General features: G+C 64.8%; 15 protein-coding genes and 1 pseudogene. 9 read left to right on the top strand and 7 right to left on the bottom strand.

The annotated features are described in order from the left end of the window. Positions 1-207, bottom strand: a pseudogene (locus JWQ89_RS18055) (AMP nucleosidase); the annotation flags it as partial. A 323-nt stretch (positions 208-530) separates the two neighbouring features. Further along, a complete protein-coding gene (locus JWQ89_RS18050) occupies positions 531-929 on the bottom strand; it encodes a hypothetical protein (protein ID WP_299643217.1) in 399 nt (132 codons plus the stop codon). Positions 930-1,104: 175 nt separating this feature from the next. Between JWQ89_RS18050 and JWQ89_RS18045 the strand changes: the two genes are divergently transcribed. Then, a complete protein-coding gene (locus tag JWQ89_RS18045; protein WP_299643216.1) occupies positions 1,105-1,635 on the top strand; it encodes a hypothetical protein in 531 nt (176 codons plus the stop codon). A 36-nt stretch (positions 1,636-1,671) separates the two neighbouring features. Further along, positions 1,672-2,175, top strand: a complete 504-nt coding sequence (locus JWQ89_RS18040) for a DUF1993 family protein (RefSeq protein ID WP_299643215.1) — start codon at positions 1,672-1,674, stop codon at positions 2,173-2,175. Positions 2,176-2,356: 181 nt separating this feature from the next. Here JWQ89_RS18040 and JWQ89_RS18035 read toward each other — a convergent pair whose 3' ends face one another. Further along, positions 2,357-3,016, bottom strand: a complete 660-nt coding sequence (locus tag JWQ89_RS18035; protein ID WP_299643218.1) for a sulfite oxidase-like oxidoreductase — start codon at positions 3,014-3,016, stop codon at positions 2,357-2,359. A 174-nt stretch (positions 3,017-3,190) separates the two neighbouring features. On the opposite strand from JWQ89_RS18035, the gene JWQ89_RS18030 reads away from it, so the two are divergent. Together JWQ89_RS18030 and JWQ89_RS18025 are read left to right on the top strand one after the other, a co-directional pair. Next, positions 3,191-3,865 carry a DUF2076 domain-containing protein gene (locus JWQ89_RS18030; protein WP_299643213.1) on the top strand — a complete coding sequence of 225 codons (675 nt, stop codon included), beginning with the start codon at positions 3,191-3,193 and terminating at the stop codon, positions 3,863-3,865. A 53-nt stretch (positions 3,866-3,918) separates the two neighbouring features. Beyond that, a complete protein-coding gene (locus JWQ89_RS18025; RefSeq protein ID WP_299643211.1) occupies positions 3,919-4,581 on the top strand; it encodes an exopolysaccharide biosynthesis protein in 663 nt (220 codons plus the stop codon). A gap of 2 nt (positions 4,582-4,583) precedes the next feature. On the opposite strand, the gene JWQ89_RS18020 is transcribed toward JWQ89_RS18025, so the two are convergent. The 3 genes from JWQ89_RS18020 to JWQ89_RS18010 form a co-directional block, all read right to left on the bottom strand. Beyond that, positions 4,584-5,081, bottom strand: coding sequence for a cell wall hydrolase (locus tag JWQ89_RS18020; RefSeq protein WP_299643209.1), 498 nt, complete (start codon positions 5,079-5,081; stop codon positions 4,584-4,586). A gap of 97 nt (positions 5,082-5,178) precedes the next feature. After that, the gene (locus JWQ89_RS18015) at positions 5,179-5,538 is read right to left on the bottom strand and encodes a hypothetical protein (protein ID WP_299643207.1); all 360 of its coding nucleotides are present in this window, start codon (positions 5,536-5,538) and stop codon (positions 5,179-5,181) included. A gap of 150 nt (positions 5,539-5,688) precedes the next feature. Then, positions 5,689-6,495 carry a DUF2189 domain-containing protein gene (locus tag JWQ89_RS18010; protein WP_299643205.1) on the bottom strand — a complete coding sequence of 269 codons (807 nt, stop codon included), beginning with the start codon at positions 6,493-6,495 and terminating at the stop codon, positions 5,689-5,691. A gap of 255 nt (positions 6,496-6,750) precedes the next feature. Here JWQ89_RS18010 and JWQ89_RS18005 point away from each other — a divergent pair, with 255 nt between their 5' ends. Then, the gene (locus tag JWQ89_RS18005) at positions 6,751-7,071 is read left to right on the top strand and encodes a hypothetical protein (RefSeq protein WP_299643203.1); all 321 of its coding nucleotides are present in this window, start codon (positions 6,751-6,753) and stop codon (positions 7,069-7,071) included. 31 nt (positions 7,072-7,102) lie between these two features. Here the strand turns inward: JWQ89_RS18005 and JWQ89_RS18000 are convergent, their stop codons facing one another. After that, on the bottom strand, positions 7,103-7,738 hold the full coding sequence (locus JWQ89_RS18000; RefSeq protein ID WP_299643201.1) for a 5'-methylthioadenosine/S-adenosylhomocysteine nucleosidase: 636 nt from the start codon (positions 7,736-7,738) through the stop codon (positions 7,103-7,105). 75 nt (positions 7,739-7,813) lie between these two features. Here JWQ89_RS18000 and JWQ89_RS17995 point away from each other — a divergent pair, with 75 nt between their 5' ends. From JWQ89_RS17995 to JWQ89_RS17980, 4 genes are all read left to right on the top strand, one after another. Continuing rightward, positions 7,814-8,197: a VOC family protein gene (locus JWQ89_RS17995; RefSeq protein WP_299643200.1), complete on the top strand. Its 384-nt coding sequence runs from the start codon at positions 7,814-7,816 to the stop codon at positions 8,195-8,197. 54 nt (positions 8,198-8,251) lie between these two features. Continuing rightward, positions 8,252-9,562, top strand: coding sequence for an acetylornithine deacetylase/succinyl-diaminopimelate desuccinylase family protein (locus JWQ89_RS17990; protein ID WP_299643198.1), 1,311 nt, complete (start codon positions 8,252-8,254; stop codon positions 9,560-9,562). A gap of 270 nt (positions 9,563-9,832) precedes the next feature. Then, positions 9,833-11,323 (top strand): ABC transporter substrate-binding protein, encoded by a 1,491-nt coding sequence (locus JWQ89_RS17985; RefSeq protein WP_299643196.1) that lies wholly within the window; start codon positions 9,833-9,835, stop codon positions 11,321-11,323. 261 nt (positions 11,324-11,584) lie between these two features. Next, on the top strand, positions 11,585-11,965 hold a 381-nt coding region (locus tag JWQ89_RS17980; RefSeq protein WP_299643195.1), incomplete at its 3' end, for an ABC transporter permease.

Here is an 11,965-nt window from a genome sequence, read left to right as displayed (position 1 = left end):
GGTCTTGCCGTAACTGCGCGAGGTGACCTGGACCTGGGGATAGAAGGCGCGGACCCGGCCCTTGGGCACGCGGCCGCGGGTCAGGCCGAGCAGGTGCTCGCGGATGAAGCCGGTGTTGCGGTGGTAGATTTCTGCGACATAGGCCCAGGCTGCATGAGGGTCGGTGAAGGCCTTTTGCGGCAGCGGCGCCGGAGTGATGGTGTCCATGTTGTTCTCATTGGCAAGGCGGTGACGGACACCGCTTTGCAGCCCATCCTTAGGGTCTTCCACCTGCTTCGGCAATCGCCCCACCTTACCGGTAATTTAACATCATCACCTTCCGGTGAAGACACTTTTCATGCCGCAAAGGGCACCCATCTTTATGGGGAGTTCACTGGAATACTGCAAACGACCCATGCACCGGTGAACCCCGAGAGGTTGCCCGCCGCTGCCCCCAAGCCCTCAACAGTGCGGCCGGCGCTTCTCAGGGCCACGGAACCAGAAATGGTTTCGTGGCCCTCTTATTTTGTGCCGGTGACAGCCCGGTGACGTCAGTTCGTGCGGCGCGCGGTGATCTGGGTCGGCTTCTCGCTCGCGACGGACGGCGTGTAGGTGCAGCGCAGCGTCTGCAACACCGGCAGGTCCGGCACGATGACGCGCGCAAGGAAGGCCGGCAGCAGACCGGCGCCACGGCAGGTCATACGGTCGGCCCTCCACGCGGCGCCATTTCCGCACGACGTCCGGCGCAGGTTGATATTGATGTCGCGGCCACGGCCTGACCAGTTGAGGGTGCCGTTACAGCGCACATTGCCCCCGCGCACCGTATAGGTGCCGCGCTGCTCGAGGCAGAGGTTCATGCGGTACGGACCATAGGGGCGCTGCTGCACCTGGTAGCAGCCGGTGAACAGCGCACCGTCCGGCGCGTCGGGAACGATCACCTTCGTGCTCAAGTCCTGGGCGTAAGGGGGGCAGCAGGGTCAGGATGACCAGAAGGCCTGCAACCGGGCCGGCAAGATACCGTATGGCACGCATTTGGCACTCTTCCAGTGGCGGCCTGCCCAGTCAAATCCCCTTTCGGTGAGTGGCGCGGCGGGCTAATGTCCAGCCCGATATCGGGGAGGGCAAATGCGAGTTAGGTTGCCGGTTCTCGCGGTAGTGCTGGTGTCGGTCGCCGCTCCCGCCTGGGCTGGGGAGTTGGTCGATTCCGTATTCCAGGTCACCTACCACTATGCCGGCGACGACCAGGTGCTGAACGACACCGTGGTCCCGTTGCTGCCCGGGAACGCCTGCTACAACTGGTACGTGCGGCTTGCCGAAGGCCCCGCGCCGGCCAATGTGACCGAGACGCTGAAATTGCCGATAGCGCTCGCCGACTGGGGGACGCTGGCCACCGATCCCGATGACGGGATCGATATCTCGGCCGATGGCACCGTGGCGGTGCGGACCTTCATGCCGGAACTAGACGCCGAAGGCTGGTTCAGCCATAGCTGGTGCGTTGCCGCAGGCGATCCGACCGGGCCGCATTCGATCGAGATCGCCGTCGACGGCAAATCCCTCACCACCTACTATTTTCAGGTGGTCCTGCCAGAGGACTATTACTGGCCGACCATCATCCAGCCGTCGCCACGCGAGCGTAGCGTCGACAACAGCTGGTAGCCTTCCTGCCTTTCGACCAACCTCCGAGGACTATCGATGTCGCTTTCCATGTACGCGATCACCGTTCCGGTGTTCACGCGCTACCTCAACAACCTCGACGCCTTTCTTGCGACGGCCGCGGCCAACGCTGCCGAACGCAAGATCAAGCCGGAAGTGCTGGCTGCGGCACGGCTGGCGCCCGACATGCATCCGCTGACGTTCCAGGTGCAATCGAGCACCGACCGCGTGAAGTTCGCGCTCGCGCGGCTCACCGGCCGTACGCCGCCGAGCTGGGAAGACAACGAGGTGACGCTCGGGGACCTGCGTGGGCGCGTGAAAAAGGCGCTCGACTATGTGGCGACGTTCTCCGAGGCCGACCTGGCGGGCACGGAGGACAAGAGCGTGACGCTGAAGGTGCGCGGCGAGGATACGCAGGTGCCGGCCGTCGAGCACATCACGCTGAGCGCCGTGCCACAAATATTCTTCCACATCACCGCCGCCTACGCGATCCTGCGCCACAACGGCGTGCCCCTCGGCAAGCGGGACTTCACCGGCGCCTGACGGAAGCGGTCTGTCCCTTCTCCCCCTCAAGGGAGAAGGTGGCCGAAGGCCGGATGGGGGAGGCGGCGAAACGGGCGCTCGCTGCACCGCTGAACCCCTCACCCCGACCCTCTCCCCTCAGGGGAGAGGGGGCGCGGGGGCTGCTCTCCGTGACCTGAACTGCCCCCCCGGGCAGCACGCTTCAGCTGTAGCGCTCTTCCTTCCAGGGATCGGCGTGGTTGTGGTAGCCGCGCACCTCCCAGAAGCCGCGGTGGTCATCTCGCGCGAAGTCGATCTTGCGCAGCCATTTGGGGCTCTTCCAGAAATAGAGATGCGGCACCACGAGGCGCACCGGGCCGCCGTGGTCGCGCGTGAGGGGCTCGCTCTCCCAGGTATGCGCAATAAGTGCGTCCTCAGACGCGAAATCCTCGATCGCCATGTTGGTAGTGTAGCCATCGTTCGAGGTGAAGAGCACGAACCGGGCTTCGGGTTTCACCCCGACCGCTTCCATCAACTGGTGCGTGGTGACGCCCTTCCAGTGGTTGTCGTAGCGCGACCAGCTGGTGACGCAATGGATGTCGTTTAGCTTTTCGGCCTGCGGCTGCTTGATGAGGTCGTCGAAGCTCCAGGTCTGCGGGTGCTCGACTTCGCCGGTGATATCGAGCCGCCACACCTCCTTGGGCACGTTCGGTGTCTGTCCGAGGTCGAGGACAGGCCAGTTCTTCACCAGATGCTGGCCGGGCGGCAGGCGCGCGTCCTCGGGCCTCGTCTGCCGGCCGGTAAGGAACTTGCCGAGCTCGGCCCACCGCGATTTGGTCTTGGTCAGTTTGGAGTCTTCAGGCAGGTCGTCTTCGCTCGCCATCTTGGCCTCGCTGGCTGTTGCCCAGAGCTTCGCCGAGCCGGTGGGCAAGTCAATGGCCATTCCGGCTGTCGTGATCCGCGCCGGCCGCATGTCCAATTTCGGCCGATGAACCCATTGTGAGGTCCGGCGTTGGTCCCCATGTCATTGCCGACTGTTCAACATTGGAGACTGAAGATGCTGAACCCTGAAGATCGTCGCGCCATCGAAGGGCTGTTCGACCGGCTCTCTGAGGCTGAGCGCCGGAACCCCGATCGGGACCAGGAGGCGCAGGAGCTGATCGATCGCGAGATCGCCAGCCATCCCGCCGCGCCGTACTACATGGCGCAGACCATCGTGGTGCAGCAGCAGGCGCTGGAAGCGGCCGAGCAGCGGATTCAGGAACTCGAGCAGCAGGCGGAGACTCGCGGTCGCGGCGGGCTGTTCGGCGGCCTGTTCGATGACGGGCGGGGCCGGCAGAACCGTCCGGACGATCGCCAGCCGGTGCAACCGAGCCGCGGCGGGCCGTGGGATCGGCCACAGGATGGCGGCTACAATGCTGGATATCAGCGCGGCGGTGGAGGCTTCCTCGCCGGCGCTGCGCAGACGGCGGTCGGCGTGGCCGGCGGCGTGCTGCTCGGCAGCGCGATCGGCTCGCTGCTGGGCGCCGGTGGGGCGCACGCGTCGGAGGCCAACGACCAACAGGCTAACGACACCAACGATCAGCAGGATCAGGGCAATGACCAAGGTCAGGACCAGGGCCAGGGCCAGGGCCAGGGGCAGGACCAAGGCAACGATCCGGGCAACGACGGTGGCGACTGGGGCGGTGGCGGGGAAGATGGCGGCGGCTTCGACACCGGCGGGGATTTCTGACGCATCTCCAAAGGGTTGCGCGAATGCGGAATCGCAGGGCATGATCGCGGCCGATGGCTGAACGTGATCCCGAAATTGACCCGACCCAGGTGCACCCGGCCGAGGGCGCCGAACGGCTCTCGGCCATTCTGATGGCAATTGCCACAGTCGAAGGCAAGGAACGGATTTCGGTTGGCGACCTGCTCGAGGCACTGAAGCGCAGGGCGCTCGGTGCGCTTATCTTCATCTTCGCGGTTCCGACAGCGCTGCCGATGCCGCCCGGCGTCTCGGCGGTGCTTGGGGCGCCGCTGCTCTTCCTCACCGTGCAACTGATGCTGGGGATGAAGCCCTGGCTGCCCCGGATTATCACCGAGCGCTCGCTGAGCCGCGTGGACTTTCACCGCGTCGTGACCACCGTGGCGCCGTGGCTGGCGCGAGCGGAGAACGTCATGCGGCCGCGGATCACGTTCCTTGCGAAGCGCCCCCCTGTCTATTTCATCGGGCTGGTGAGCGTGGTGATGGCGATCGTGCTGTTCCTGCCCATCCCGCTCGGCAACATGCTGCCTTCGGTGGCGCTCTGCATAATGGCGCTGGGGCTGCTGGCGCGCGACGGGGTGTGGATCCTTATCGGGCTCGGCGTGGCGATCGCCTCGGTGGTGATCGTCTGGGGCGTGTTCTGGGCCATCATCTTTGGCAGCATCTTCGTGCTGACGAACTGGTTCGGCGTAAGCCTCTAGCCCTACCAGTAGGCCAGCGCCGAGAATGGATCGTTGCTGAACGTGCCGGCCTTGCGCTTCTCGTAGAAATTGTTCCCGCCCGCTTCGAGCACGTAGAACATGTTGTTGTACGAGAACCGGTAGCCGGCAGTGTGGAAGTGCTTGACGTCGCGCGACAGCGTCGGATGGCGGGCGCCGCGGAGCACCCGGTCGGCGACGCTGTAGGCAAGGGCGGCGGAACGCTTTTCCTTCAGCGGCTTGGAGAGCACGCCGGGGGCGAACTGGTTCTTCTGGCCGACCACGCCGCAGACCGAATGCGGGTAGCGCTTGTCGGCGACGCGGTTCATCACCACCGTGCCGACCGCCAGCATGCCGTCTTCGCTGGAACGGTTGGACTCGAAATACATCGCGCGCGCCAGGCAATCGCGCGAGGAGAGGCCGAACGGCGAGAAGGTGGCGCAACCGGCGACGAGGCTCAACAGCAACGGCGCCGCGAGGAGCAGCTTGAATGACCCTGCCAACGATGACTCCAGAACGCAAACACAAGTAAGGAGCCGGGCCGATACTGCCCGTGCTCCTTAGAATGCACGCCCGGAAGTTAAGACTGCGTTGAGGAAGTCAGTGCCGCTGCGCGTCCGAGGACGTGCGGCGCTGCGCGCCAGAGGACATCACCAGGCTGATGAGGCAGGCGAGCCCGGCGAGCGCGACCACTGCGGGCACCGGATCCTTCCGGACAGCATTTCCTGCCCGCCAGGCCTGCTTGCCGAGCATCCGAGCGGCAATGGCACCCTGGTGCAGGGCCTCGTCGGCGAAATCATGGGCAAGGTGGCCAACATCGTGGCGGGCGTCGCGGGTGTAGCGGCTCAGTGCATCCGACAGGTGGCTGGCGTCGCGCGCCAGAGTGGCGAACTGCCTGCCGAAGCGGTCCTGCGCGTCGTCGGTGAAGTGGGTGAGTTCGAATCCGCGCGAATTGGCCATAGCCTCATTGCTCCTCAAAGGTGTGCGGAGCTAACGCGCTAGCGGGTTTCGGGGTTCCGGAACTGGGCGAGGGCAGGGCCACCGGCCGGTGGGGTCATCCTGCCCTCTACTTAAGCTCGATAAACTTGCCCCCAATCTGTTAACGAGACGTTAACGACCGGCGGGTGGAACCACAGCCTTGCGATAGAGGTGCCAGGTGGCGTGTCCAAGCACCGGCACGACGATGGCTAGCCCCACGAGCAATGGTATTGAGCCGATCACCAGCAGCGCCGCGACGATGATGCCCCAGAGCGCGATCGTGACAGGATTGCGCAGAGTCACGCGGACCGAAGTCAGCACTGCCACTGCCGATCCGACATCCCGATCCAGCAGTAGCGGGATCGAGATGACCATGCTGGAGAGCACCGCCGCGGCGAAGACGAAACCGATGAGGTTGCCCCAGATCATCAGCGACTGGCCCTGCGGCGTATTGAAGACCTCGGAGAGGAAGGCGGTGAAGGTGGGGGGCGAGCCGGGCCCGAAATGGGCCTCGTAGATGAACTGCGCCACCATCAGCCACAGGGTGAAGGTGATGAGCATCAGCACACCGAGCGCGGCGATCGAGGCGAAGGCGGGGGTGCGGAAGACATCGAAGGCGGAGCGCCAATGCGTGTCGAGCCCGAGTTCCTGGCGCCGGCTCATCTCGTAGATCGGTAGGGCGAGGAACGGCCCGACCAGCGCGAAGCCGGAGATCAGCGGGAACAGCAGGGGCCAGGAATTGTTGCCGGAGGTCCAGACGGCGAGTACGGCGCCGCACAGCGGGTAGATCAGCCCGAGAAAGGCGAGGTGCGAGGGCTTCTCCCAGAAATCGCGCCAGCCGAGTTTCAGCGCGTCGACCAGGTCGGCGGCCCCGATGGTTCTGATCTCCGGAATGTCGAGCTGCTCGCCGGCATTCGTAAGCACGTGAAAACCAGTCATTCCGTCCTCCATGTGAGCGGAGGCAGGGATGGTCGCCGCGGGGCGTCGAAACGCCGGGCGGAAACCGCCTCTGCGTCGTCACGCAATTCTAGCGCGGTTCGCGCCGCGTGTCGAAAAATATGCCGTTGGCGGGGGATGGCGGTACTTTGTCCCTCGATTTCAAGGGGCAAGGCGGTGGGAAATGCGACTGGCGCCGGTTTGATGACGGTCCCGAAAACCCCTACGTGCGGATCGGAATCGACAAAGGGGACACCGATGACGGACAAGGAAGGCGCGCGACTCAACCGCCAGTTCGACAAGATCGGCAAGGCCGTGCCGGCGGCGACGGGGTTCCTGAGCTGGATCCGCAGGCCGTCGTCGCGGATCGTCCGCATCCCGCTCGGCATCGTGCTGGTCCTTGGGGGCGTGTTCAGCATCCTGCCGTTTCTCGGATTGTGGATGCTGCCGCTCGGCCTGTTCCTCCTGGCGCTGGACCTGCCGTTCCTGCAGGGGCCGCTCAATCGGCTGAGCTTCTGGGTGCAGCGCAAGTGGACCAACTGGCAGCGCAGCCGGAAGAAGAAAGACCCCTCGCCCTGAGGTTTTTCCCTGGGGAGACGGGACCAGGAGGCTATTCCAGCGTGCCGTTGGCGATGGCGGCTGCCAGCAGGTCGACGGCGTGGGCGAGCTTTTCGTCGATGATGTGCAGGTACTGCGTCCAGTCAACCAGATGGCCGAGTTCGCGGTCGCCGTCCGAGATGCCGCGCAGCGCCACGAGCGGTACCTCGAAGCGCTGACAGGCGCGCAGGACTGCATACGTCTCCATGTCCACCATATCGGAGCCGATGCCCGCATAGGCGGCGCCGGAGACGATATTGGCGCCGGTGGAGAGCGTCGCCTTCTCGATGCCCGGGACGAACGGGCCGAGCGGCAGTGTTGCCGGCAGGCCGAGGAAGGGCGTGAGGCCGGGCTCGAAACCGAGCGGTGTCGCGTCCATGTCGCGGTAGCTCACGGAAATCGCCTGGTACACGCCGGCCTGCTCGAGCGTTGCGGAGCCGGCCGAGCCGAGCGACACGACGAGGGCGGGCAAGCGGTTGCTCGCGGCCAGCTTCGCCAGCGCGTGGGTCACGACGATTGCCGCCTCGACGGGACCAACCCCGGTCATCACCGGATCGATGCGCGCCTTGAGGTGCGGGCCGTATTCGTTGGCGACGGCCATGACGTAGAGGATGTCGGCGGAACCGGCGGTGCGGGCGGCGAAGGGCATGGGGCCTCGGTCGGGATTTTCAGCGGTGCCGAGGAGGGGTAAACTCCCGTCGGGGCTCATGCAACGGAGGAGACTATGCTTCTATCCGATCATCGCGCCTACCCCACGATCCCTGCGGCCGACATGAGCCGGGCCAAGGCCTGGTACAGGGACAAGCTCGGCCTCGAGCCGGCCGAAGAGCATCCTACCGGGACCATCTACCGGCTCGCGGGCGGGACGGCATTCCAGATGTACGAGACTCAGTACGCGGGTACGGCCAAGAACACGCTGATGTTCTTCACTTCGGACAACATGTCGAACGACATGAAGGCGCTGCGCGACCGCGGCGTGAAGTTCGAGGACTACGACATGCCGGGCCTCAAGACCGAGAACGGCATGGCCACGATGGGGCAGTATCACGGCGCCTGGTTCAAGGATTCCGAGGGCAATATCCTCGCCATCGGCGACGAGCCGAACTGATCCGGCAGGTTGCCACATTGACAGCCGGCGCGGCGGGCAACAGTCTGCCGCGCCATGACGACCACGCTTTCCCCGACGGCTGACGTGAAGCCGCGCATCCTTGGCGGGATCGACGCCCGGCGCGACGACCTCATCGCGCTGACACAGGACCTGAGCCGCATCCCCACGGTCAATCCGCCCGGGAACAACTATCGCGAGATCTGCGACTACCTCGCGCGGCGGTTGAGCAAAAGCGGCTATGCCGTTGAACTTGTGCGCGCGGAGGGGAAACCCGGCGATAGCGACAGGTACCCGCGCTGGAACGTCGTGGCGCGCCGCGAGGGTGCGCAGCCGGGCGAGACTGTGCATTTCAACTCGCACCATGACGTGGTGGAAACCGGCAGCGGCTGGACCGTCGATCCGTTCGGCGGCGAGCTGAAGGACGGGCGAATCTACGGCCGCGGTACCTGCGACATGAAGGGCGGGCTGGCGGCGTCGATCATCGCGGCAGAGGTGTTCGCGGAAGCCTGTCCGGACTATCGCGGCGCCATCGAAATCTCAGGCACAGCGGACGAGGAAACGGGCGGCTTCGGCGGCGTCGCCTATCTGGCGGAGAAGGGCTATTTCTCGCCCGAGCGCGTGCAGCACGTCCTCATCCCCGAGCCGCTGAACAAGGACCGCATCTGCCTCGGCCATCGCGGCGTCTGGTGGGCGGAGATCGAGACGTTCGGGCGGATCGCCCATGGCTCGATGCCGTTCCTCGGCGACAGCGCCATCCGGCACATGGCCGAAGTGCTGCGGCAGTTCGAGGACGTGCTCTATCCGGCACTGAGCCTCAAGCACACGGCGATGCCGGTGGTGCCGCCCGGAGCGCGGCAATCGACGATGAACATCAATTCCATCCATGGCGGACAGGCGGAGCCGGAGGGCGGCTTCACCGGCTTTCCCGCTCCCGTGGTGGCGCACTCGGCGCGCATCGTCATTGACCGGCGCTACCTGATCGAAGAGAGCCCGGCGGCGGTGCGGCAGGAGGTGGTGGACCTGCTCGAGAAGCTCAAAGCCGAGCGGCAGGGCTTCAGCTATGAGATCCGCGACCTCTGGACGATCTCGCCGACCATGACCGACAAGGAGGCGCCGGTGGTGCGCTCGGTGGCCAAGGCGATCGGCGAGGTGATGGGCGTGTCGCCGGAATATGTCGTGTCGCCCGGGACTTACGACCAGAAGCACATCGACCGCATCGGGCGGCTGAAGAACTGCATCGCATATGGGCCGGGGATACTCGACCTGGCGCACCAGCCGGACGAGTGGGTGGGGGTCGACGACATGCTGGATACGGCGAAGGTCATGGCATTGACGCTGCTGGATTTGCTGGGGCCCATGCAATGACCGTCCACAAACTCGGGGGTCATTCCCGCGAAAGCGGGAAACTCGGTTTGCGTACTTATCGGCACGCTCAAAAACGGAGGTTCCCGCTTTCGCGGGAATGACCCGGTGAACGCAGGTGTGTCCAATGGCGGGTCTCGGCAGAAGTTTGTTTCCCAACAGCTATTCGCCGCGCGCATTTCACGCCACGCAGCCGGTTCACCTGAACGCGGAAGCATCCTAGGATCGCCTCAAGGCCGCGGGCGTAAGCGGCTCGCAACAGAAGGGACAATCATGCGCAAGACACTGGTCGTGCTGGCTCTTGCCGGCGCGTTGGCAATGACCTCGGCGATGACACCGGCTTTCGCACAGGCGCGGACCGACGTGAAGGTCGGCCTCGTGCTGGAGCCGCCGAGCCTCGACCCGACGGCAGAGGCAGCCGCTGCGGTCGACGAAGTGGTCTATTCCAACGTGTTCGAGGGCCTGACCAAGTTCGCCGCGGACGGCTCCATCGTGCCAGGGCTGGCCAAATCCTGGGACATCTCGCCTGACGGGCTGACCTACACGTTCCACCTGGTCGAAGGCGCCAAGTTCCATGACGGCACCGATTTCAACGCCGACGACGTGAAGTTCTCGCTCGACCGCATCAATGCGGAAGGTTCGCTGAACGCCCAGAAGGCGCTCTATGCCTCGATCGCGTCGGTGGATGTAGTTGACCCGGCGACGGTGAAGCTGACGCTGAAGCAGCCGGACGGCAACCTGATCTACAACCTCGCCTGGGGCGATGCGGTGATCGTGGCGCCGGAAAGCGCCGACAACAACAAGACCAACCCGATCGGCACCGGCCCGTTCAGCTTCAAGGACCGCATCGAGGGCGACAGCATCACGCTCGAGAAGAACCAGAGCTATTGGGGCACTCCGGCCAAGCTCGAGGGCGCGACGTTCAAGTTCATCGCCGACCCGACTGCGGCGTTTGCGGCGCTGCAGGCCGGCGACGTCGACAGCTTCCCGAACTTCCCGGCGCCCGAGACCGTGGCGCAGTTCGAGAACGACCCGCGCTTCCGCGTGGTGATCGGTTCGACCGAGGGCGAGACCATCCTGTCGATGAACAACGCCAAGCCGCCGCTGGACAACATCAAGGTGCGCGAGGCCATCGCCCACGCCATCGACCGCAAGGCGGTCATCGATGGCGCGATGTTCGGCTACGGCACGCCGATCGGTACGTTCATGTCGCCGGCAAACCCCGACTATGTCGACCTGACGGCGCAGTCGAACTACGACCCCGAGAAGTCGAAGGCGCTGCTGGCCGAGGCCGGTGTCACCGACCTGACGCTGAGCCTCAAGCTCCCGCCGGTCGAGGGTTATGCCCGTCGCGGCGGCGAGATCATCGCGAGCCAGCTGGCGGCGGTGGGGATCAAGACCGAGACGACGAACCTCGAATGGGCGCAGTGGCTCAGCGAAGTGTTCACCGACAAGAACTACGACCTGACGATCGTCTCGCACACAGAGCCCAACGATATCGGGATTTTTGCTAGGCCGGATTACTACTTCAATTACAAGAACGCCGACTTCGACAGGATCATCGCCGATCTGAGTGTGACCTCGGATCCGGCCAAGCGCTCGGAACTGCTCAAGGCGGCGGAGAGGAAACTGGCCGACGACTATGTGGTGGCTTTCCTGTTCGAACTCGCCAAGGTCGGTGTCGAGAACGCCAAGCTGCATGGCATGTGGGAGAACGCGCCGACCCAGGCGACCGATCTCACGGCTGTGTACTGGGACGAATAAGTTCAATGGGAGGCGGACCACGGGTCCGCCTCCCAACTCCGATGTGCATTTGACCAGCTTCATTCACCAAATACGCGATGTCATCCCAGCGAAGGCTGGGATCCATTTCTCCGCTCGTGCCGGTGGTGAGTTGGGTCCCAGCTTTAGCTGGGATGACATCGTGGGTGAGGCGCGGCTGGTTGGATGCCATGCGCCTTGGGATGACAGCTGTGGGCGGGGATGGTGTAGTGGGTACCCTCACAGCAACATGGGCACTCGCTGATGCCCTCGTTCATTCTTGGCCGCGTCGTATCGCTGGTGCTGAGCCTGATTGCGGCCAGCATCGTGATCTTTCTCGTGCTCGAGGTGGTGCCGGGTGATCCGGCGCAGTTCATGCTCGGGCTCAACGCGACGCCGGAAGCGGCTGCGGCTTTGCGGACGTCGCTGGGGCTCGATGGGCCGCTGCTCGAGCGCTATTTCACCTGGATATTCGGGCTGCTGCACGGTGATTTCGGCATCAGCTACACCTATAAGGTGCCGGTGGCGCAGCTGATCGGCGACCGTATCTGGATCTCGATGCCGCTCGCCATCTTTGCGCTGGCGCTGTCGACGCTGATCGCCTTTCCGGTCGGCATCCTCGCGGCGGTGCGGCGGAACTCGGCC

The sequence above is a fragment of the Devosia sp. genome (assembly GCF_028290645.1).
Classification (GTDB): domain Bacteria; phylum Pseudomonadota; class Alphaproteobacteria; order Rhizobiales; family Devosiaceae; genus Devosia_A.
This window is presented reverse-complemented; position numbering and strand designations above follow the sequence as displayed.

Coding starts and splice junctions, on each gene's coding strand:
- JWQ89_RS18045 (WP_299643216.1), top strand. CDS start 1,105: ATGCGAGTTAGGTTGCCGGTTCTCGCGGTAGTGCTGGTGTCGGTCGCC.
- JWQ89_RS18040 (WP_299643215.1), top strand. CDS start 1,672: ATGTCGCTTTCCATGTACGCGATCACCGTTCCGGTGTTCACGCGCTAC.
- JWQ89_RS18035 (WP_299643218.1), bottom strand. CDS start 3,016: ATGGCGAGCGAAGACGACCTGCCTGAAGACTCCAAACTGACCAAGACC.
- JWQ89_RS18030 (WP_299643213.1), top strand. CDS start 3,191: ATGCTGAACCCTGAAGATCGTCGCGCCATCGAAGGGCTGTTCGACCGG.
- JWQ89_RS18025 (WP_299643211.1), top strand. CDS start 3,919: ATGGCTGAACGTGATCCCGAAATTGACCCGACCCAGGTGCACCCGGCC.
- JWQ89_RS18015 (WP_299643207.1), bottom strand. CDS start 5,538: ATGGCCAATTCGCGCGGATTCGAACTCACCCACTTCACCGACGACGCG.
- JWQ89_RS18010 (WP_299643205.1), bottom strand. CDS start 6,495: ATGACTGGTTTTCACGTGCTTACGAATGCCGGCGAGCAGCTCGACATT.
- JWQ89_RS18005 (WP_299643203.1), top strand. CDS start 6,751: ATGACGGACAAGGAAGGCGCGCGACTCAACCGCCAGTTCGACAAGATC.
- JWQ89_RS18000 (WP_299643201.1), bottom strand. CDS start 7,738: ATGCCCTTCGCCGCCCGCACCGCCGGTTCCGCCGACATCCTCTACGTC.
- JWQ89_RS17995 (WP_299643200.1), top strand. CDS start 7,814: ATGCTTCTATCCGATCATCGCGCCTACCCCACGATCCCTGCGGCCGAC.
- JWQ89_RS17990 (WP_299643198.1), top strand. CDS start 8,252: ATGACGACCACGCTTTCCCCGACGGCTGACGTGAAGCCGCGCATCCTT.
- JWQ89_RS17985 (WP_299643196.1), top strand. CDS start 9,833: ATGCGCAAGACACTGGTCGTGCTGGCTCTTGCCGGCGCGTTGGCAATG.